The following is a 21289-nucleotide window of genomic DNA, read 5'->3' as shown; positions in this document are numbered from 1 at the left end:
GGCGCTTCATTTATCCTATCTATGATCAAAGGATCTCTCCCCACATCCACGAGAGTGTTCAAGTCATCCAGTGCGTTGTGGTTGCCAAGGACAAGGTACGCATTAGACGTATAGATGGACCGGCTATCTCTTGTAAGATTCAATACCTTCACAATCAACCCTCAACCCCGCCACTCGATCACTCAACTATTCCCCTACGCGCCTAACCCAGTTTCCGAAACAACTGTGCATTAGCAACCACGGGTTCAAACAGCCCTGCGACTTTCCGGGGCATCTTCTGGGTCTGCTCCATGGCCAGGAACCCTCCTCTCTCAAGGGCACCCTGGAACATCTTGATAACTTCCACACGCTCATCTTCTTTGAAATGCAGAAGGACATTCTTGCAGAGAATCAAGGCCAAGCCGGTTGCTATAGGTTTCAGGCTCAAGAGATCGTGTTGTTGATACTCCACACACTTCCTCAGCTCTTCCGCAATGATAAACTGATCCGGTTTTCCATTCTCCCTGAAGTACTTTTCAAATAGTTCCTTAGGGATTCTCTTGACCTGTTCCTTCGGATAAATCCCGTTGGTGACGATTTCCCCGAAATGCCCGCTCTCGTCGATATCGGTGGCGTATATCCTGACATTCCTGAACGTGGGACCCATGCTCTCCCTCAGCACAATGGCCAGAGAATAGGGCTCCGGGCCCATGGCGCACCCCGCGTCCCAGACCTTGATGTATCTCCTGGACCGCACTTGAGGGATGACATGGTCCCGGATCAGGTGAAGCGTCTGAAGATCTCTGAAGAAATACGTCCCGCCCCTGCCGGGGGTTCAGGCGTTTGCCCATTGAGCAATTTATTCACGTCGAGGAGAATTTTTACCTCCTCACCCACCTTGCCAAGGCCCTGGATCATAAGATTGTTGCCCTCTTTGTTGATCTCCGGCGCAGGCTCGATCCGCTCCTCCGGGATATCAGCCACCTCATTGACCGTGTCCACCACCAATCCCACGGCCGTTTCCGCAACATTCACCACCACGATGCAGGTCCGCTCGTCATAATCGCGGTCCTCCAGCGAAAAGCGTCTTCGCATGTCCAGGACAGGTCCAGGACAGGAATCACTTTTCCCCTGAGGTTGATCACTCCCTTTACGAACTCGGGCATGTCCGGGACTGCGGTGATCTTTTGGATGCCTATGATCTCAGTCACATGGCGGATCTCGATTCCATAATCCTCCTTCCCTACCCGGAATGTAAGAAACTTGTCCTTTTGGGTATCCTCATCCTCATCTTCCAGGAATTCCTCCTGCAGCAGTTCCTTCTCTTTGTCCATGTCCTTCCTCCTAGCTTCCCAAGTTTAAGGGCTCCGGATCCTATCACTTTCCCCGACCCTCAAAGCCCCGCCCTTTTAATGACTCCCCCGGCATCAAGGATCAGACTCACGTCCCCGTCTCCCAGGATGGTGCATCCGGAGACGCCTTTTACAGCCCCTATGTACCTGGGCAACCCTTTGATTACGGTTTCCATCTGGCCCAGGATCTCGTTGACCAAGAGCCCGAAGGACTTTCCTCGGTCATCCAGGATTACCAATATCTCTTCTTCTCCTTTTCCATTCCCGTCTCCCAGGTGAAACAAATCCACAAGACGAGCCACTTGGATCAAATCTTCCCTAACCCTGACCATATTCTGTCCCCCGGGAAGTGAAACCACGTTGCTCGACTCGGGTTTGAACGATTCCCTGATGGCGGAAAGGGGGATCACGTAACGTGCCTCACCTGATCGGACGAGCATTCCTTCTATGATGGCCAGTGTAAGGGGGATTCGAAGGATGATGGTGGTCCCTTGCCCCGGCGTGCTCTGCACGTCCACGCGGCCGCTCAATTGTTCGATATTCTTCCCTACCACGTCCATTCCCACACCCCTTCCGGAAATGTCCGTGATTTTTTCAGCGGTTGAAAACCCGGGTTCGAAAATGAGCCTGTAGATCTCCTCGTCCTTAAGGGCGTCGCCTTCACGGATAAGACCTTTCTCTATTCCTTTCGCCCTGATCTTCTCCTTGTCCAGGCCTCTTCCGTCGTCGCCAACCTTGATCCATACTTCTCCCGCTTCGTGCATCGCCTCCAGGAAAACCGTTCCAACCGGTGCTTTGCCTGCTCTTTTGCGTACCTCGGGCGGTTCGATTCCATGATCCACCGCATTTCGAATTATGTGAACAAGGGGATCGGATATAAGCTCGATGACCGTCTTGTCCATCTCCGTCTCTTCACCTGTCATCTCCAGGTTAACCTTCTTGCCGGACTTGCGGGAAAGGTCATGGACCAAGCGCATCATCTTCCTGAAAAGCCCCGAAACGGGAACCATTCGAAGAGACATGGCCACGTCCTGGAGGGTTGAAGTAACCTGCTGCAGATGATGGGCCGCCTTTTCGAAATTTTCAAACTCATGGCCTTCGAGGTCGGGATTCCGGATGACCATGGCCTGGGCTGTCACCAATTCCCCTACCAGGTCATTCAATTCGTTTACCTTATCCAGATCCACCCGGATGTCTCTTCTTTCCAATCTCTTTTTGCCTTGTTTCTCCTGGACGGAGAGGGCCGATTGGACGGCATCCGGAGAGACCCTCCCCATGTCCACGAGGATCTCCCCCAGGGGCCTTTGCTGCATTTCAAGGGCTATCCCAACAGCCTCCTGGGTCACGTCTCCCCGCTCGATAAGGATCTCGCCGATAGGCTGTGGGCCGGAAGAAAGTGCGGCCTGTTTTGATGCAGGGATCATGTCGTCGAGGAGGTTCAGAAGAAGATCGCACCCCTTGATATCGCCGGACTCCCCCTGGGAACATCCTGATATGCCTGTACGGAGTGTATCTACGATCCGGAGCAGGGTGCCGATGTTGTCCCCGTTAACTTCAGCCTTACCCTTCTTCATCCAATCAAGCACCGTTTCGCTCTTATGGCTCAGGCGCTCCAGATCCCGGTAACCGAAGAATCCACAATTTCCCTTGAAGCTGTGGAGACACCGGAAGGCATGACCGAGAGATTCAGAGGAATTGTGGGCATTTTCCAAGGCCAGGAGTGCCTGTTCCACGCTGTCCAACAACTCAAAGGATTCCTCGATGAACTGCTTTTTCATCTCAGGGGTAACAACCAGCTGAATCTCTTCAGGGTCTTCCGACCCAGAATCCGGGTCAACCGGTTGCGGATCCACAGTTCCTGGAGGAAAATCGGACATACTGGTCACTCCTGCGCTTTTAAGCCCCTGTATGATGTCTTCCGTTTCGGGTTCTACTCCCCCATCCTTCCCTTCCTCTTCGACTTTCTCAAGAAGTCTCCGGATGAAATCCGCTGCCTTGAAGATCAAGTCCATTCGGGTATCGTCAAGTTCCACCCGGCCTTCCCGGAGGTGGTTAAGAAAAGTCTCCGCTGCATGGGTTACATTGCTTACGTTCTCAAGGTTCAAAAACCCGGCAGCACCTTTTATTGAGTGAAAAAGACGGAAAACAGCATTCAGGGTTTCCCGATCTACTTGGCCCTCGGTTTCGAAGGCCTGCTGCAACTCAACAAGGATCGGTTCCACTTCATCAAGCATCTCCCTGGAATCCGCGATGAATCCTTCGAGAAATTCCCTGTGTTCGTTCAAAGACTCGCTTTCAGCCATTGTCCATCTCCCTGATCTTCCCCCCTTTTATTTCCCCCACTCCATTCTTCATTTCTCTGCCGCTTTTCTCTCTCCCGGATTTCCCTTAAAATATCTTTTAACAACCCCGCCGCCCATGGATTCGTCATTTTTCCCGCCGTCTCCTCGGCCAACTCAATGACTGAAGCCGTGGGACCTGGCGGGCCCACCAAAAGTCCCACGAGATAAAGGGCGGCTTCCATGTCCGAGGCCTTTTCGATCTTTTCTCTCATCTTTCTTTCCTTCTCTTTTCCCTCCATGGTCTCTCCCTCCACAGGGCCGATTCGATCGGCCCGGATTTCAGGCCGGCGCGTGCCCCATAAGCGCCCTGCCGTTAACCCCGGGCAGGAAAACCCTGAAGGTCGTACCTTCTCCCACCCTGCTCATCACTTCTATCCTTCCTCCGTGTTCCCTCACGATGTCCCGCACCACCGTGAGACCGAGGCCCGTACCGTTCTCCTTGGAGGTAATGTAAGGTTCATAAATTTTTCCCAGGAGATCCGTGGAAACGCCCCATCCTGTGTCTTCGAAGGAGACCCATACAAATGAGGAAGAAGACAACTGTTTCGCCGTAACCTTGAGTCTCTTCTTTTCTTTCTCGTCCATGGCTTCGACGGCGTTCATAATAAGGTTCCTGAAGACCTGCCTAAGCCTGAACCGGTCGCCCTTCACCCTGAGCCTCCCCCCTTCAGGCAATTCCCCAATAAGATCCACCCCCTTGACCCTCATGAGATCCTTAAAAAACCCCAGGCACTCCTTGAGGAGATTAACGAGATCCAGATTCTCAGCTCTTTTCCCGGTTCTCCAGCCCGGGTCCAGGATCATCCTGTTCAGTTCCCGAATCTCTTCCGTCGCCTGGATGATCCGTTCCAGACGACTCCTGGTAGCATCTTGGTTCTCCAGTTCAAACATGCCCAATTCCGCGTTTCCCAGGATGGTCATGAGGGGATTGTTGATCTGGTGAAGCAGTTTCGGGACGCTTTCTTGTGAATGGGGAGAGGCTGGATCTTTGAAAACATGTCCCTTGGCCCTCTCGATTTCCCTGACCAGTTCGTCGAGGCTGAAAGGCTTTTCAATAAAACCGCTACAACCGTTCCTCATCGCCTCTATGACCAAATACTTTTCTCCGTAAGCCGTCATCATGATCACGGGAAGATCCTTCCGGATCTGCCGAATTCTTTTCAATAATTCGATCCCGTTTATATCCGGCATGACATGGTCCGTCAGGACCAGGTCCACGTCATGGTGAATATGGAGCTTTGAGAGACCTTCTTCCGCCGTAAGGGTTCCGATGACCCCATACCCACGGCTCTTGAGGCCCCTTACCAGGCTTTCGACAAGGATTTTTTCGTCATCTACGATCAGGATTCTCATTCTTCCTTCACCCCGGCTGGGTTAAATTGCTTTTGCAGTATGGAGACTGCCGCCATTCGATCCGGTGACCCCTTTCCGTGCTTCCGGAAAGGGCCGATTTACCCTAAATTCAAGCATTGTTCGTGCCAGTGGAGAAAGTCCTGTGGGGATATCTAAAAAAACTCTATGAAATAAGGGGGTTAAAATACATGAAGGTCTTTTGATCCAAGGCTTTTGAAAAGTTGGATGGGGAAAATTCTCTTGTGCCAAAATGGAACATGAAGGGGTAAAAAGAATCAGAAATCTAGAGGGTTATATAATAAGGATGCCGTTTCGGGAGGGTCCAAAACGAAACCCTTGCCTATCCGGTGTTCAACCCCGCTTCTTCCTCGTATGTTTTTGAAGGGCCTGATCGATTTCCCACTGGACATCCTGCGGGTTAAAAGGTTTCAACAGGAAGGAAACGGATTTCAGATGCCGGGTCTTCTCCAACAGATCTTCGTCATGGTATCCGGTCAGGAAAACAACCGGGATATCCAAGCGCCTTTGGATTTCCCTGGCCGCCTCGATGCCGTCCATGCTCCCGGCAAGCAGTATGTCCATGAGCACCAGGTCGGGCCTCTCCTTCTCGACCCTTTCGATCGCCTGCTCCCCCGTGGCTGCGAGTTCGCAGACTTCGTATCCCTGGATCATCAAGACCCTCCGTATTGAAACCGCCGTTATGGCCTCGTCCTCGACGATCATGATCTTCGCCTTCGCCATGGCGATCGTCCACCTCAAACCCTTGCCTTGTAAGAGGGGTCTTTGAACCGGATCCGGAATCGGGTTCCCTCGGCCCTCACTCGTTCGATTTCCCCTCGTAGTTGGTGTTCCACTAGGGTCACCACCGTGGAAAGCCCCAGGGTGAGGGACTTCCCAATGACGAATCCCTCGGGAAGGCCGATCCCGTCATCACCCACACCCAGCTCGATTTCACCGCGCCGCTTCAGGGAAATCAAGATTTCCCCCTTGCGCTTTCCGGGAAAGGCGTGCTTGAAGGCGTTGGACACCAACTCGTTGATGATCAGCCCACAGGGGACCGCCGAGTCGATACTCACAGACACCCCCTCAAGATCCGTCCTGATCCGAATCCTCTCGGAATCCTCCCGATAGCTTCTGGAAAGGTAGCGAACCAAATCCTGGATATAGTCCTTGAGATCAACCCTTGAAAGGCTCTTGCCCTGATAAAGTTTCTGGTGGACCAAGGCCATGGACTGGATCTTGTTCTCGATCTCCCCGAATGCCTCTCTCACACCCTCATCCTTGATTCCCAGGGATTGCATATGGAGCATGGACATAATGACCTGCATGTTGTTCTTGGTCCGATGGCAAAGCTCCCGCAGGAGGACTTCCTTCTCCCGGATGGTGGCCTTAAGTCTCTCTTCTCCTTGCCGCAACCGGGTGATATCGCGACAGATTCCCCCAGCAGCCCAAACTCCGTCGCCCCGGAAGATGGGAAAGAGAGTGAACAGATAATAGCCGATCTCCCCTTTTCCGCAAACAGAGAGATCGAATTCCAAGGCCTCCTTATCAGAAAAGACCCTTCCCAATTGCCCGGCAATGAATCCCGCGACCCCAGGGGGAAACACCTCGTGGATGGAACGGCCTGGCAATGCAACATCTTTACCACGCTCCAGGGGCCCTGCTTTCCCGTTGCTCAACAAGAAAACACCTTTTTCGTTCAAAATGAAGATGTGGTCGGAAGAGGATTCGACCAGGGCCTTGAACATGGCCCCGTGCTGTTCCACCAGTTCGCAGGACTGCTCCCTGACATGAAGCAACGTGGATAGGCGGGCTCGCAATTCAGCTTTAGTCAGGGGCAGAAGCAAGACATCGTCGAAGCCCAGCTTCATCCAAAGCGGGATGACGGTCTTTTCCCTGACTCCGATCAGGAGCCCGAGGAAGGTTTCCGAACGTTTTTTGATGTCTATGAGTCTTTTCCCATGGCGGCGGGCCGTGGGCTCGTCGATGATAACGAGGCTGATCCCCGCCCATTTCCTGGAATCCACCCGAGAGATATCTGGAAATACAGTACGGTGACCCAAAGAGGCGATGAAATCACCCAGGAGTTCCCTGTCGGTGGGATTGAAAAACAGAACAGCGATCGTATGGGCGCTACCGGCCATTCAAACATCCTAGGTCCCGGTTTTACGGGGCTCGGCATCCAGGCGATCTGAAGGGTAATTCCGGAGTTCCCGAACCCGTCGCCCAGCCCGAATACCCCCCGAATCAATGATCAACTCCCTAAGTTCATTTTTGGACAATCCAAGCCGCTTCTTCATGCATCCGAGCACCCGAACGATCTCTCCTCCGTACTCGTAATATCGCAGCAGGATGATGTTGTCGGCGAGGAAACTGATGCCCGTCTCCGTCATTTTCAAATGACCTGTGAGATTCTCCGTCTCGTTGATCAAAAGGACGGTACATCCTCGACCCTTCAGATATATGAACATGTTTTGGAGATGGGCCACATGGGACCCAAATTGCTCCATCGCAAGCTGGTATCCCCTGAGGCTGTCCAGCATCACAATTTCGCATCCCTCCTCCTCCACCGTTTCCCTCACCCTTTGAAGGAATTCGTCGGGGTATAAGTCCAGGGTGTTCACCTGTCTGATCCTGAGGGTCCCCGACTCCAGCAACGACTCCAATGGGAGCCCCAGGTTCCGGGACCGCAGCAGAATAGATCGCACGGTCTCCTCAAAAGTATACAGGACGGCCGACTTGCCTGAGCTGGCCGCCTCGACAAGAATTCGAGTGCCGAGGGTGCTCTTTCCTGTTCCCGAAGGCCCGCTGATGACCGTCGCGGTACCCGATTCCAGGCCTCCGCCGATCAACTCGTCAATCTCCGGAACACCGGTTCCCAGGGTTTCGGTTCCCAGGGGCACTTCCCTCGGGCTTTCCACAACATGAGGGAAAAGCACAATGCCTGTGGGACCGATTCTCATGGGATGGCGCCCGGGGATGAAGTCGGAGCCTCGGTATTTCTCTACCTGTAAACTGCGTAAATCGATCACTCGCTCAGGGGAAATCTCCTTGTGGAGGCATAGGATGGCGTCCACCACCGAGGCGACCGAAGTCTCCCGAAGCAAGTCGGTAGGCTCAAACAGGACAATTGTTGTTGCTCCCATCTCCCTCATAAACCGGATCAGGGAAAGCAGGTGCCGGCGAAACTGGTATACATCGGTTGAGCCTTGTTGCAGCTGGGTGATGGAATCAATAACAACCCGTTTGGGTCGCCTTTGAGCGACGGCTTCCCGGATATTTTTCCACACGGGAATCTGCTCCACCTCGGTAGCCGGAAAAACGTGATATTCACCCAATTCAAGGTCTGTATCCCTTGTATCCCGGGACAAATCCATTATATCGATTCCCTCCAGATTCCAACCGAAACCCGAAACATTACGTTCGATCATTTCCGCGGACTCCACCAGCGTGATGAAGAGTCCCTTCTCTTGTTGCCTTTTTCCCTCCAGCAACCATTGAATAGAAAATATGGTTTTTCCGGTTCCGGGCCTTCCCACCAGCATGTAGGTAAGCCCCGGCAGGAAACCTCCTTTCAGAATCCTGTCCAAACCAGGAATCCCGGAAGCGGCGCGTTTTTTCTCCATTATTTTCATTCACCTCGATTCATGAAATTTGTCCAACTCGAACTATTGAGGAATCAATCCGTACGTGAAATACCGGATATTCAAGCGGTTGTAAAAACCATGGGCCGGCAGCAGGTCCCGAGTGCCGAGATGATGCAGGCCAATAGTCATATTGTATTATTAAAAAGCATATTTCAGGAAAAATAAACCAAATTCGGATTCAAGGCACAGCCCCGCGAGCAAGAAAAAAGGCCTTTCAAAACAAAACCTTACTAGTTAACATAATACTTTAACCTGTAAAATCAAGGGAATGTTTCACAGCCTGCCAGCCGGCCCATCAGTATTCTCCGTATGCCGCCAATTTTCTTCTCAATGTGTTCAAACCAATGCCCAGGAGCCTGGCTGTTCTAGACTTGTTTCTACCCGTGTACTTGTAAACGGCAAGAATGTGCTCCTTCTCCACTTCAGACAAAGGGCGGAGCACCCGAGAGGCTTCCTTAACCCCCTGTCTCCTCTCCCTTCCATGTCTGCGAAGATCCGGGTGGAGGGTGCTGGCGGTGATAGTTCCTCCCCGTGAAAGGTTCACGGCGGACTCAATAATGGACCTAAGCTCACGAATGTTTCCCGGATAAGAATAATTAAGGAGCAGGTCCATGGCCTCTTCATCAATTCTTGAAACCACGGACGGAACACCTGATTCCTTGAGAAATCTTTCGATCAGCAAAGGGATATCCTCCCTTCGCTCACGCAGAGGAGGCAGGTGGAGCCATGCCCCCTTCAAGCGATAATATAGATCCTTGCGGAACCGGCCCTTGGCCATCAATACTTCCAGGTCCGCGTTTGTGGCTGCTACAAAACGGATATCGATCTTTTTCGGGATATCGGTGCCTAACTTGATATACTCGCCCTCTTGGAGAACCCGGAGCAATTTCCCTTGAAGGTCAGGGGCCAGAGTGCCTATCTCATCCAAGAAAAGGGTCCCCCGATTCGCGTGTTGGAGGTAGCCTGCCCGGTCTTTTTCCGCCCCGGTGAAGGCCCCCCGTGAATGCCCAAAAAATTCCGCATCAAAGAGAGTTCCCGTGAGGGACGCCATGTTGACCGCTAAGAAAGGAAATTTGGATCGCGGGCTCGCCGCGTGAACGGCTCTTGCAAGGAGTTCCTTACCCGTTCCGCTCTCTCCCGTGATCAGTACCGGGACATCACTTGCCGCATGAAGTTCAGCCTCTTTCAGAACCCTTAACATCTTGGGCGACCTGGTTACTATGGGGCGGAAGGCCCCGGGGTGATCCAATCGAGGTGCTGTCTTTTTTTTCTCCAGGTCCAGAATATGAAGAAGGCGCTTTCGTTCCAACGCCCGATGGATCGTGACGACCAGCTTGTCCCTTGAAACCGGCTTTACAAGATAGTCATAGGCCCCCTTCTTCATGCATTCCACTGCGATGGGAGCATCATTTACCGCCGTCACCATGATGCATTCAGTTCCAGGGCTGTGTCCCTTGATCACCTCCAGCAATTCCACCCCGCTCATGACGGGCATTGTGATATCGATCAGGACGACATCGGCGCTCTCGCCACGCCGAAACAGGGAAGCAACCTTGACCGGGTCGGTCTCGGTCTGGATATTCCTGAATCCCTTCGTGACGAGTCCCCTTCGGACACTCTCCAGAAAATCAGGCTCGTCATCGATTACAAGGATACGGTTTTTCATGAAATACTCCCTGCTGTAATCCTTCAGGTTGTTTCATTCTACGATTGGAAGCACTACCTTGAATAGGCTTCCCTCTCCCTTCTTGCTTTCCACTTCGATCCGACCTCCCAGGTTCTGCACCACCCTGTGACATACCGCCAGACCAAGCCCTGTACCCTCGCCGGGGGATTTTGTCGTAAAGAAAGGATCAAAGATTTTTCCCTGGATTTCCTCATCCATCCCACACCCATTGTCGCTTACTTCAATCGCCAGCTCCTTTTTTGGGGCATCTTTCACTTTCAGTTCCAACCTCACCCAGGAGGTCTCCTTGTCAGAGGCCTGGGCTGCGTTGATTAAAAGATTGACCAATACCTGCTCAAGAGCCTCCGGGTCGGTGGTGACCCGAAAGGATCCGGGAGGAAGCCGAACTTCGAGACGTTTCACCATCCGTTCGATCTTTGTCCGGCAGATTGCGACCCCCTTCCTGATAACCTCTTGAAGCTCCACAACCCTCAAGTCACGCCGGTCCCCGTGGGAAATGAACTCTTTCAGCCCTGCCACCGTCTTGTTGATGCGATCAGATCCATGACGGATATTTTCCAGCAACCTGAATACGTCTTCTCGAAATTCCGGGTAAGACATACCGAAAATCTCGAAATCCTTTCTCCCCTCAGCGTAGCGATCAACGATGGGCATGAGCTCCATGAGATAATCCTTCAGGACGGGGATGTTGAAGGTGATGAAATTGATGGGATTGTTGATCTCGTGGGCGATGCCGGAGATCAGGAAACCCAGGGACGCGAGCTTCTCGCTCCGGGTCATCTCCTGCTCCATTTTCTTCCGCAAAGTGGCGTCCCTGAGGGTTGTAATCATCCCGATCTCGTTTCCGGCCTCATCACGAAGGAGAGACTTGTGCACAAGGGCCGGGAATGACGAGCCGTTCCGCCGGGAATGGTGAACCTCCCCAAAAAACTTCCCTGTTTCCCGGACCTGCCGGTTGGCCGCATCGAAAGCCTGGACCTGGTCCGGGCCGTGAAGGATTGAGAGAGAGCGCCCGAGCAGTTCTTCCGGGCGGTAACCGTGGGTCTTGGCAAAAGAGGGATTGACGTACTGAATTTTCCCCTCCAGGTCCGATATTGCGATTCCTTCGCTGCTTTGCTCCACCGCCCGTGAAAGCAATCGTAATTGATCCTCTTTCTGTTTCCTTTCCTCGACCTCTTCTTCAAGTTGCCGGTTCAGGGCCGCCAGGTGGGAGGTGCGTTCTTCCACCCGCCGTTCCAGTTCATCCCGGACCGCCTGGAGAGCTTCCTCGGCCTCCCTCCTCTCCGTAATATCCGTCAGGGCCCCCCGCACCACCACGAATCGCTTGCCCTCGAAAACCGGCCGGCCGTGGGTCCGTACCCAGCGCACACTTCCGGATTTATCAATAATACGATACTCGACCGGGGGCATCTCGACAGCCTTGCCGATCAGAACGAATCTTTCCTTAAGGGCTTGTATATCATCCGGATGGACAAAGTCGCTGAAAGGATGTCCGATCATTTCATCTGCACTGTAACCTCCCAACCTCTCTACCGACGGGCTCATATACGTGATGCGGCCTTCTTCGTCGACCGAATAAATAACGTCATTTATAGACTCCACCAGATTGCGATACTGTTTTTCATTCTCCCTGAGTTTTTCATGGACCCGGGCCTTGTAAAGGGCGATCTCTACCGCCACATGTAGGTCCTCATCCTTGAAGGGCTTATGAAGATAGCCGTAAGGATCGGTGGCCTTCACACGTTCCAGTAGTTCTTCGCCACCATGTCCCGTGAGGAAGACCACCGGGATGTTATAGCTCTTTCTGATCTTTTCTGCCGCCTCCACCCCATCCATCTGACCCTCAAGGAAGATATCCATGATCACGAGATCAGCACCTTCATCCCCGGCCTTTTTTACAGCCTCTTCCCCGGAAGTCACGATGGAGGAAACCGTATGCCCCCTTCTTTTCAAACTCTCCGCAATGTAGGACGCCACGAAATCAGCATCCTCTACAACCAGTATCCTGGCCATGGGAGATCCTCCATAATTGATATGATGACAGGAAACAGGGGTCTGCAACCGAATCCCTCCCGCGTCTTTTTTGATAAGCAACGTACCCCATTGAGGTAGGAATACCGTTCACTCTGGAATGATTCATCTAAAGCACCTTCCGTGCCATTTCCGAACACCCGGGAGGAGGACGGAAACAGGATCAGCATTCCAGGGGGTTAGGAGAGAAGCAGGATTCGGGGTCCACCATTCCGAATGTTCATCCTGGAATAACCCCAATGCCATACAGGAACAAACCAAGTAGCTTTTACTACCATTCCAAAGGGTTACCATTCAATAGGCCATTTCGGACCATGCCATTTTGGAGTGGATCGAACAACCACTGATCCAAGGGCTCCTTTCCCATCACCATCGTTTTCGTGATTGCCAGGAAGAGATGTGGCTCCGTTTGAAGGGAGGTTGGAAAAGTCCGGTTCGATTCAAGGAGTTTTAGATCGGCAAAGGTGTAAAGAGAATGGCCAATCAGTACCAGAGTCCGCCCAAACGCCATCGGGGCGGTCTCCGGACACCGCTGGAGCGAAGCAGGATGCCTCGGACCGATTCGTCGTAACGCCTCTCCATGGATTCAAATTTCGGGCTCTTCCCTTCCACAAGGGAGAGGGAGACTTCTTATCCTTTCCGCCGTGCCCGGATGCGTCCTCTGGGCGGAAGGATGAGGATTTCTGTGACCCGGAAAAAAATCCACCCGAACCATCCCCCAAGGTAACTCTCCATCTTGGCCAAGGCCGAGGCCAGCCCTTCCGGGTCGCCTGTCAAGATCGAGTCCATAATATAAGCCGCAACCAGGTTTTCCAAATCTTCGATCCTTTTTTTCTTACACCACCTGAAAGTTAGGGTCAATGTCCCGCCCTCCAACCCATTTCTTAAGGCGCCTTGACATTGCGAAAATCATGGTTAGTTGATTGCCGGGAGGCCGGTCGCTTGAACGGAACCTGAAAAGTCACAAGGTTTACGGCCTGAGCAGGTTTTTTGAGTTTTGCCGCGCAAGGCCTAAACGATAAACCAGGGACCTGACATTAAACACAAAAGCCTTTGAAGCCAAGATACAGGGGCACTCGACCAAGCAAACCCTGGAATTATCGGGATCCGCCCGCGACGAGATTTTAAGGGAGCAAAATCTCGCACGGCAAGGATGAAGGGAATTAGAACTTTTCCCGGTTTTTTGAAGAAAAGGAGGAATAAAACATGACGGATAAGTACCGGATCAAGGGCGGATGGAAACTTTCCGCGATTTTCATCCTCATCTGGATATTTTTGGCCCCGCAATCCGCGGCCTTGGCATCTGTGGAGAATGACGCCCTGGCCTCTGTTCAGAAGACCTCCCGGGCCTTTACCGCCATCGCCAAGAAGGTCATGCCCACGGTGGTCTTCATCCGGGTGGAAAAAACGGTCCAAACCGGTCGCACATACAGTCCATTTGAATTCAACAATCCCTTCGATCTCTTCAACGATGATTTCTTCCAGCGTTTCTTCGGTAACAGGTATCCCCAGTTGAGACAGCCCAGGCAATACAAACAGATGGGGCTGGGATCGGGTTTCATCATCTCAAAGGACGGCTATGTCCTGACAAACCACCACGTAGTGGGAGACGCAGACAAGATTACAGTCCGCCTGAAGGACGGGCGGGAATTCAAGGCACGGATCGTCGGATCAGACCCCCGCTCGGACGTGGCGATTATAAAGATAAAAGGGGGGAAGAATCTTCCCGTCCTTCCCCTCGGTGACTCCGATGCCCTTGAAGTGGGCGAGTGGGTGATGGCCATTGGAAACCCTTTCGGACTGGACCATACCCTGACCGTAGGGGTGGTCAGCGCAAAGGGTAGAACCAGCGTGGGGATCTCTGACTACGAGGATTTCATCCAGACGGATGCCGCCATCAATCCCGGCAACAGCGGAGGGCCTCTGATCAACATGAAAGGGGAAGCTGTCGGTATTAACTCCGCTATCTTCTCAAAAAGCGGGGGATATATGGGGATCGGGTTCGCCATCCCCATCAACATGGTGAAGGCCATCAAAAAGCAGCTCATCGAACATGGAAAGGTCTTGAGGGGATACCTTGGGGTAAACATCCAAGATCTGACCAAGGACCTCATGGAATCTTTCGGTCTCTCCAAGATGCGGGGTGTCCTTGTGGCGGATGTAACCAAGGGCTCTCCAGCGGACAAGGCGGGGATAAGGCGCGGTGACGTCGTGGTGGAGTATAACGGGAAAAAGGTTGAAAACGTGGGTCACTTCAGAAACATGGTCGCCCTTACACCACCCGGCACTGACGTGAAAATTACAGTCATTCGCGATGGGAAACGTGAAGTGCTCACAGCGAAGCTAGGGAGCCTGGACGAGGCTGAAGGCGCGCATATTTCCCAGAGCGGGCTCATGGAGAAACTGGGTTTCACCGTCCAGGACCTCACAGAGGACCTGGCCAGGCAGTTCGGGTACGAGGCCGGACATGGAGTCATCATATCCCAGGTGGCCCAGGGGTCTCCCGCTCAAATGGCTGGTTTTCAACCCGGGATGTTGATCCTCGAGGTCAACAAAAAGGTCGTAAAAAACGTCAAGGAATTCATGGAAGCCCTTGGAGAATCAACAAAGACGAAAAAGGTATTGTTCCTGGTCCAGAAAGGGCAATACACACACTATGTGATCCTCCAGGTGGAATAAAGGTTTCCGCCCCAAAACAGATACCATTAAAGGCGAACTGCTGACTTAATAGGTATTGGTCATATTTCACCAAAGAAGGGCAAACAGAGGCCCTTCTTGAGGAAAAATCCAAAAAATAAGGGCGGGGTCAAAACCCCGCCCTGCTATGGCTCAACAATCCCTTATTTTTTCCTGGACTTCTTCCTCAGGCCCGCCAACCCCACCAGTCCGGACCCCAGCAACAGCATCGTAGCCGGTTCAGGAACCGGTGCATTGGGATCATGTGAATGGGTACGCACATACAAAACCCATCCATGGGAGAAAAAGGGCGGGGCACAAGGCTCTGCCCGTCCGTATATATATTTTCTCCTGCCAACTATGCTAAAAAAACCTTGATTTTTCTATAGGCCTATGCAATAAAAAGATTGAAATTTTGATATAGAATGGAGCTGTTCTTATGAATCTGGTTAGGAGAAATATCTTTGGTGAAATCTTGAAATGGCTTGACGACAACAGGATTTTACTGATCAAGGGCGCCAGGAGGACTGGCAAGACTGTTTTGCTGGGGCAAATCAGGGCCTACCTGAACCATAGTGGCAAAAGCACCGCTCTCTTTTCCGCGGATCAGGAGCTGGATACACCTTATTTTAAGAATCCGAAACTGTTGTTCAAGTTCCTATCCGATCAATTTCTTCCAGAAAACGGGAAGCTGTATTGCCTTATTGACGAATGTCAATATCTGCCTGATGCGCCTCTGTTTTTAAAGGTCGTTTATGATTTATCTCATGGCAGGATTAAATTCATTGTCACAGGCTCATCTTCCCTGGATCTTCTAAAAATTAAGGAACCTCTCACTGGCAGAAAAATCGAATTCACACTGGAGAGATTTTCATTCAAGGAGTATCTTCAGTCAGTCAGCGAGTACAGATACGAGCATTTATTCAAGATTCCACGGGATATTAAGGCATTGAAGGAATTCTATGAAATCTACAGGAAAGATCTTGAATATCATTTTATATCATATCTCAATTGGGGTGGTTATCCAGAGGTCTGCCTGGGAACTCGCGAGAAAACAAAAAGGAAATATCTAAATGAAATCATAACAACTTATATTGAAAAGGACATCTCACAATTTTTTCGAATTGAGAGCATATCAAAATTCAACAGCTTGATAAGGCTCTTGTGCAGCCAGAGGGCCTGTATTCTGAACAGATCGGAAGTATCCAATACCCTGGGAATTCACTTCAAAACCCTTGAGCATTATCTGAGCATCCTGGAAGGAACCTTTGTCATTACTCTTCTCAGGCCTTATTACACTAATATGAGGAAAGAACTTAGCAAGATGCCCAAGGTTTTCATAAATGATGCAGGAATAATAAAGAATTATATTGGAACAGAGTCCCCGGATTTTAAATCGGTAGAAGGTAGTCTGGTTGAAAATTTTGTTTTTACCCAGTTAAAACAGCACTCTGACACAGAGCTGTTTTATTACAGAACGGTTTCGAAAGCAGAAGTAGATTTTGTTTTGAAACGGAACCGAGGTTTAATCCCTATTGAGGTCAAATTCAGGAAAAGGTTGACCGTCCCGGCGGTCATGAAAAATTTTATGTCAAATTACAAAAACCACGTGGAATACGGGATAATGCTATCCCAGGAGACCTTCGAGCAAACAGATCAGGTTTATCTTTTGCCCGTGGTGCTGGTAGATTTCCTGGAGTTTGCATAGCGGGCAGTTTATAAGACGTAATCGTTTCCCGATCTTCTCGAGAAGGCATTCCCTCAGTGTCAATCCTAAACTGAGCGTTTTAAAATTTTGATGAGATCCTTTTATTAAAAAAACTATCTGGCCATATTTAATCCAAATTATGCGTGAATGTCTGTCCAAGAAAGGATAAAAGGATTTTCCCGGAGCGGCCTATTTTGGCTCTGGAGCAGCCTGCCTGCCGCAGGCAGGGAGAGCGGAGCCATGGACGGTGTAGCGCTTGCCCGCTGCTGTCTGGCGGGAACGTAGCGGAGGGAACATCCCTTTACCCTTCACCCATTTGATGCTGCCAGAATGCTTCAACATATTGTAAATAAAAATCAATTTTATTATTAACGCATAATTTGGGTTAATTTTAAGGGTCAGACAATAATCCCCGATGTTCTCTGACATTTTCCAGCTTGTTTGCCCGCAAAAACTGGCCAACCGTATTAAAGGCGTTAAAGAATAAAGGACTACCTGAAAAGGACAATGGGCTGACCGGGCCAATGGTCATAAATGAATACTGCCGACTCGCTATGTCAAATGCTGAGTGAGGATCCCGGAATAGCTTATAGAGTTCTAGAGCAGAATCTGCAGATCCGACAAGCTGATGTAACGACTGGTATTCCTGTCCAAGGGCAAGCCCAAAACCAAAAAAGAATATCCGTAATTGTTGGAGGATTTCTTGGTGTAGACTTGACAACGTTTGACTTATAAAAAGCCATCCAAGTCCATACTTTCGAGTGGTCCGAGCCGCGTCGATGAGCATCCCCCTGACTCCTCGAGATGCCTCATCCTCTCGCGGGAGATCACGAGGGGCAAGTCGGTGAGCTTCGTCTATAACTACAAGGGCGTTGAGGCTTTGTCTCTCCTTATAGAAATATTCGGCCGTCTGGTTAAGTCCATCCAAGAGCCTTTTAATAACCAAAGATTGGATCCTCTCATTCCAAAAAAGGCCATGGGTCTGCTCCCGGGATAAATCAATAACTAGAATCGGCCGGTTTTCCGTTTCCGAGCTAAGCAGCCAGCTCAGAGCTTTGTTGACACTTCTGGCACCCGGCCTGTCTACACGAAAGAGTTCTGCAACGGGTCCCCAATATTGCGAAAAAAAATCGTCAGGATCAGCTTCTTCTAACGCCGTTTTAAACCGGGCCCGAGATGCTTCTGTCCGATAAAAAACCCTCTGAACGCGATCCTCCCCAAGAAGTTCCCAAGCCTTGTCAAAAGATTTTCTGAGGTAAAGATCCGAAAGCTTTATTTTTGCCTTTTGGAGACGATCGGCCAAAATACTACAGGCTAATTCTCTGTTTTCGCTCTTAGGGACAGTAAGCCGCTCAAAAAATAAAGACTCAAAAAGAATCTGTTCCATCAGTTCCCATCGGTCAAGGACCAAGTTACGGACCGTTAGTACAACGATCTGCTTGCCCGATCTCCTTATAATATCCCCGACTGGCAAGGCGAATTCACCGGAACCTCCCCCCGGTCTCATATCCCCAGCAAATTCTCCCTGAGGATCAATAACGAGCAGAGCCATCTTGGGATAACGGGCATAGGCTAACAGAATCATTTTGGCCAAAACGGATTTTCCTGATCCGGTCTTTCCAAATATTCCGATATGATAAGCCTCACCGGCTCCATCTGGACCTCGATCAAAGTGCTTGAACCAGAGAGGAAGTTTGGGGGTTGATCCATAAACATTACCAAGATAGAAGATTTGATCTTGATACGGACGAAGAAGTTTATCAAGAATATCGTCTGAAACGATATGTATGGGTGTTCCGGTGGAAGGGACCGTCCCAAGAATGCTTGGTTCGTAGTCGGCCGGTCCACCTTCTTTAAATACAGCGCTCACCCCCATCTTTCCAAGGTGGGTGTCTTGTCTTTCGCTCACAGCATCAACCCATCCTCGTTGACGGATAAGGCTTCTCATTGTGGGATCCTCATGCCAAATATTACGAAGCTTCACCTCTGTAATCTGGCCAAGGGCATAGTGGGGAGCATTGTCCTGGAGGAAACAAAAAAGAGCCAGCTCTCCCACCAACTTCCTTGTAACAGCAGATCCAAGGATATCTATTGCCAGCTCTGAGGTGGAGGAGGGAGAACCCACCACCCCTAAGCGTTCGGTTTGATCCAGAATTGAATTAAGGTCTTTCTGGTCATTTGACATACCTACCTCCCCGATTTACTGCGATAGCCATGCATGGCCATGAAGACCTCCCCGATATTTCCTTTGTATTTCTCGGAAATCCTTTGGGTAGTAACTTGCCGAAAAGTCGGAATGGCCCGTGACAGGGCTTTGACCGTCCTATCAGCCAGATACAAAGGATAAGGTTCCAGCATGGAAGGGGTGGCACACTGGTGCTTGATTCCCTGGAGGACGATAGCCAGCCGATGTTTATTAGTTGAGACGACCTTTGGAACCTCAATACGAAGGGCTGGAATCCAGGCATGAGGTTTGTAATAGATGATGGAAACCTGTTCCAAATTGTCGATTATAATCTCAGCCAATTCATTTGCTTGAGCCTGGATTTCCTTCGGCAGGTAATTAGTATAGAGATGCCATCTCTGGTCGGGCTGCTCCATGTCAATGGGCTTGGTGAACTCTCCCGGATTAAGAAGAAAGGTGAGCATGCCCCTGTCATCATATTGCTGAGGCCAGCCCAAGGCTTTCCCGATTTCACGGCGAGTTGAGTATTTTGGTAAGCCTACGAAATTCCGGTCTGATCTTTCAGACTTTATAATCGACGCATAAGCCTCCAGGTAAGCAGCGACATTCTCAATGAAGTTCCCTGAACACTGAAGTTCCGGAGCTTCGTGGGCCTTGTTTATCGCTTGGTTGAAATAGATGATCGGGATTGTCAGTGATCCGTCGATCATGATCAGGTCGTGAGGAGCCTTGTTGGCCAGTACCAGCTCATACCCGATCATAATTGCCCTTACCACGGTAGCTGTATCTGGATGATGTGTTTCAGACTTGATGTAAGTGATGTGCCTGGGTTGATCCCAGTGCCTTTTTTCAGATGGTGGCGTGAGCCCTTCAACAGCAACGGCTGCTGCTGCCACAAAATCTGCAGTTAAAAGTCTCTCGATTCCGTATGACCCATCAGTGCCACAGGTAGTCGGTAATGAGGGATAACCGAGCAAAGATTCACTCATCACAAGATCTTTCTTCAAGAGCTCTTTTCTGAAACTCTCCTGATCAGACTTAACCCTTTTGAATGTGTCAAGGAGAATGTCGCTTATGTCAGCAGTTTGCTGAATCACCTCCTCCACTAAAGCGGCCGGAAGATCAACAAAAGGAGTCTCTTCAGTTCCCATACAATCAATCCCTTTTCTTCATCCATAATGCATAGAATGAAGGCCTAAATTTGCGATAACTTAAATCCCGCTCTGCCCTTCCAAGCAGCCATCGGTCTTTAAAATATTCAAATATCTCTTGGGCCGGTATATGGTACCACTTTACCCGCTCATGCTCTCCACAGAGAAACTGTTTCGTATTCATGGCGAGAGGTATTGCAAAAACCTCCCTCTTTACCTGATGGTAGATCAGGCCATGGGGAAGGCCAAGTAAAGGGAGAACCTTGCGTACGATCTCCCTCCTACTTCGAAATCCGGTACCCCAGCGGCCTTGTTTTGCCGTCGGCTGACAATGAAAGGCCGCAAATCGGCTAAGCTCAGCATAGAGGCCGTTTGAAAAATGAAACTCTCCTGAGCCCGATGTATATCCAATACGATTAAACAGCGGCATGCCATTAAAGTTCACCCGGTTATATATGGAAGACCTCCCAAGCGCTGATGTGGTTGTAATCAAGACGAGTCTTCCATCGAAGCTTTTCCGACTTATCAAGGAGACTTTTCCCCGATATTTCTTCCTAAATGTCTTCCTCACTTCGTCGCTTGCGAGAAGCATGGCAACCAGCTTTCCGCACAGGAGATGGGAATAGGGCGGAACAGCGCCCAAAACGAATGCATCCATTACGTGTTTCAATCTATTCCTTCTTTGACCTTTATTCCAGCCTATCCATTCATCCCTGGCAGCAAGACTAAAGACCGGATCCCCTAATCCGAATAGACCGATGAGTTTCCCGTTACTATCATCAAAAACTAGAAATCTCAGCCGCCTTCCATACCCAGATGAAACCGGAATGCTCCAATGAAGGGAGGCATAACGAAAAAGCAGTTCGTTCTCTGTCCCAGATTCAACCTGAATCAGCAAAGGAGAGACCCTGTTAGGATCTACCTCTCTACCATCGGCAATGTAAGAAAGAAGCTTGGGTTCATGCCCAATGAGGCTCCTTTTAGATTTTTCTATTCTCGTCTGGACGGCTTCCTGGTGGAGCTGCCGAATTCCCTCCTTATCAATGTCAGCAGGGAGGCTTATCTTATCTCCATCAAAAAGAAAACCTTGCTTTTCCAAAGACAGGATAACTTTCTTCCGCAAAGCTCTTATCTCATATTTTGATGCCGTACACTCCATTTTTATCCTGAAAGTTAAT

At 50.6% G+C, this 21289-nt stretch carries 16 protein-coding genes and 1 pseudogene; 2 read left to right on the top strand and 15 right to left on the bottom strand.

The window, feature by feature from the left end:
• Window positions 1-202: 202 nt before the first annotated feature.
• The 11 genes and pseudogenes from JRF57_10615 to JRF57_10565 form a co-directional block, all read right to left on the bottom strand.
• Window positions 203-763, bottom strand: a complete 561-nt coding sequence (locus JRF57_10615) for a chemotaxis protein CheR (protein ID MBW2304150.1) — start codon at window positions 761-763, stop codon at window positions 203-205.
• Window positions 760-1313: pseudogene (locus JRF57_10610) on the bottom strand (purine-binding chemotaxis protein CheW). The gene JRF57_10615 and the pseudogene JRF57_10610 overlap by 4 nt, the downstream one beginning before the upstream one ends.
• Before the next feature lie 59 nt (window positions 1314-1372).
• A complete protein-coding gene (locus tag JRF57_10605) occupies window positions 1373-3634 on the bottom strand; it encodes a chemotaxis protein CheA (protein ID MBW2304149.1) in 2262 nt (753 codons plus the stop codon).
• Window positions 3613-3912 carry a hypothetical protein gene (locus tag JRF57_10600; GenBank protein ID MBW2304148.1) on the bottom strand — a complete coding sequence of 100 codons (300 nt, stop codon included), beginning with the start codon at window positions 3910-3912 and terminating at the stop codon, window positions 3613-3615. The genes JRF57_10605 and JRF57_10600 overlap by 22 nt, the downstream gene beginning before the upstream one ends.
• A 40-nt stretch (window positions 3913-3952) precedes the next feature.
• Window positions 3953-5026 (bottom strand): response regulator, encoded by a 1074-nt coding sequence (locus tag JRF57_10595; protein ID MBW2304147.1) that lies wholly within the window; start codon window positions 5024-5026, stop codon window positions 3953-3955.
• A gap of 351 nt (window positions 5027-5377) precedes the next feature.
• The gene (locus tag JRF57_10590; protein MBW2304146.1) at window positions 5378-5767 is read right to left on the bottom strand and encodes a response regulator; all 390 of its coding nucleotides are present in this window, start codon (window positions 5765-5767) and stop codon (window positions 5378-5380) included.
• A gap of 14 nt (window positions 5768-5781) precedes the next feature.
• Window positions 5782-7170, bottom strand: a complete 1389-nt coding sequence (locus JRF57_10585) for a PAS domain-containing protein (protein MBW2304145.1) — start codon at window positions 7168-7170, stop codon at window positions 5782-5784.
• A 9-nt stretch (window positions 7171-7179) separates the two neighbouring features.
• Window positions 7180-8652 carry an AAA family ATPase gene (locus tag JRF57_10580; protein MBW2304144.1) on the bottom strand — a complete coding sequence of 491 codons (1473 nt, stop codon included), beginning with the start codon at window positions 8650-8652 and terminating at the stop codon, window positions 7180-7182.
• A gap of 316 nt (window positions 8653-8968) precedes the next feature.
• Window positions 8969-10339: a sigma-54-dependent Fis family transcriptional regulator gene (locus tag JRF57_10575; protein MBW2304143.1), complete on the bottom strand. Its 1371-nt coding sequence runs from the start codon at window positions 10337-10339 to the stop codon at window positions 8969-8971.
• Window positions 10340-10372: 33 nt separating this feature from the next.
• The gene (locus JRF57_10570) at window positions 10373-12373 is read right to left on the bottom strand and encodes a PAS domain S-box protein (protein MBW2304142.1); all 2001 of its coding nucleotides are present in this window, start codon (window positions 12371-12373) and stop codon (window positions 10373-10375) included.
• Between the two features lie 648 nt (window positions 12374-13021).
• Window positions 13022-13252, bottom strand: a complete 231-nt coding sequence (locus JRF57_10565) for a hypothetical protein (GenBank protein ID MBW2304141.1) — start codon at window positions 13250-13252, stop codon at window positions 13022-13024.
• 345 nt (window positions 13253-13597) lie between these two features.
• Between JRF57_10565 and JRF57_10560 the strand changes: the two genes are divergently transcribed.
• Window positions 13598-15070: a DegQ family serine endoprotease gene (locus JRF57_10560; protein MBW2304140.1), complete on the top strand. Its 1473-nt coding sequence runs from the start codon at window positions 13598-13600 to the stop codon at window positions 15068-15070.
• 161 nt (window positions 15071-15231) lie between these two features.
• Here the strand turns inward: JRF57_10560 and JRF57_10555 are convergent, their stop codons facing one another.
• Window positions 15232-15429, bottom strand: coding sequence for a PEP-CTERM sorting domain-containing protein (locus JRF57_10555; GenBank protein ID MBW2304139.1), 198 nt, complete (start codon window positions 15427-15429; stop codon window positions 15232-15234).
• Between the two features lie 77 nt (window positions 15430-15506).
• Between JRF57_10555 and JRF57_10550 the strand changes: the two genes are divergently transcribed.
• Window positions 15507-16775: an ATP-binding protein gene (locus JRF57_10550; protein MBW2304138.1), complete on the top strand. Its 1269-nt coding sequence runs from the start codon at window positions 15507-15509 to the stop codon at window positions 16773-16775.
• Between the two features lie 391 nt (window positions 16776-17166).
• On the opposite strand, the gene JRF57_10545 is transcribed toward JRF57_10550, so the two are convergent.
• The 3 genes from JRF57_10545 to JRF57_10535 are packed head-to-tail and all read right to left on the bottom strand — an operon-like array spanning window position 17167 to window position 21270.
• On the bottom strand, window positions 17167-18960 hold the full coding sequence (locus JRF57_10545; GenBank protein MBW2304137.1) for an ATP-binding protein: 1794 nt from the start codon (window positions 18958-18960) through the stop codon (window positions 17167-17169).
• A 2-nt stretch (window positions 18961-18962) separates the two neighbouring features.
• Entirely contained in the window at window positions 18963-20111 is a 1149-nt protein-coding gene (locus JRF57_10540; protein ID MBW2304136.1) for a DNA double-strand break repair nuclease NurA, read from the bottom strand.
• Between the two features lie 4 nt (window positions 20112-20115).
• The gene (locus JRF57_10535) at window positions 20116-21270 is read right to left on the bottom strand and encodes a DUF4338 domain-containing protein (GenBank protein MBW2304135.1); all 1155 of its coding nucleotides are present in this window, start codon (window positions 21268-21270) and stop codon (window positions 20116-20118) included.
• Window positions 21271-21289 lie beyond the last annotated feature (19 nt).

The sequence above is a fragment of the Deltaproteobacteria bacterium genome (genome assembly GCA_019310525.1).
In the GTDB taxonomy this organism is placed as follows: domain Bacteria; phylum Desulfobacterota; class DSM-4660; order Desulfatiglandales; family HGW-15; genus JAFDEE01.
The sequence above is the reverse complement of the archived record's forward strand: the minus strand, read 5'-3'. Positions and strand labels throughout refer to the sequence as shown.

Excerpts from the sequence above, each read along its gene's own strand:
- JRF57_10605 (MBW2304149.1), bottom strand. The coding sequence starts at position 3,634 with ATGGCTGAAAGCGAGTCTTTGAACGAACACAGGGAATTTCTCGAAGGA.
- JRF57_10600 (MBW2304148.1), bottom strand. The coding sequence starts at position 3,912 with ATGGAGGGAAAAGAGAAGGAAAGAAAGATGAGAGAAAAGATCGAAAAG.
- JRF57_10595 (MBW2304147.1), bottom strand. The coding sequence starts at position 5,026 with ATGAGAATCCTGATCGTAGATGACGAAAAAATCCTTGTCGAAAGCCTG.
- JRF57_10590 (MBW2304146.1), bottom strand. The coding sequence starts at position 5,767 with ATGGCGAAGGCGAAGATCATGATCGTCGAGGACGAGGCCATAACGGCG.
- JRF57_10585 (MBW2304145.1), bottom strand. The coding sequence starts at position 7,170 with ATGGCCGGTAGCGCCCATACGATCGCTGTTCTGTTTTTCAATCCCACC.
- JRF57_10580 (MBW2304144.1), bottom strand. The coding sequence starts at position 8,652 with ATGGAGAAAAAACGCGCCGCTTCCGGGATTCCTGGTTTGGACAGGATT.
- JRF57_10575 (MBW2304143.1), bottom strand. The coding sequence starts at position 10,339 with ATGAAAAACCGTATCCTTGTAATCGATGACGAGCCTGATTTTCTGGAG.
- JRF57_10570 (MBW2304142.1), bottom strand. The coding sequence starts at position 12,373 with ATGGCCAGGATACTGGTTGTAGAGGATGCTGATTTCGTGGCGTCCTAC.
- JRF57_10560 (MBW2304140.1), top strand. The coding sequence starts at position 13,598 with ATGACGGATAAGTACCGGATCAAGGGCGGATGGAAACTTTCCGCGATT.
- JRF57_10550 (MBW2304138.1), top strand. The coding sequence starts at position 15,507 with ATGAATCTGGTTAGGAGAAATATCTTTGGTGAAATCTTGAAATGGCTT.
- JRF57_10545 (MBW2304137.1), bottom strand. The coding sequence starts at position 18,960 with ATGTCAAATGACCAGAAAGACCTTAATTCAATTCTGGATCAAACCGAA.
- JRF57_10540 (MBW2304136.1), bottom strand. The coding sequence starts at position 20,111 with ATGGGAACTGAAGAGACTCCTTTTGTTGATCTTCCGGCCGCTTTAGTG.
- JRF57_10535 (MBW2304135.1), bottom strand. The coding sequence starts at position 21,270 with ATGGAGTGTACGGCATCAAAATATGAGATAAGAGCTTTGCGGAAGAAA.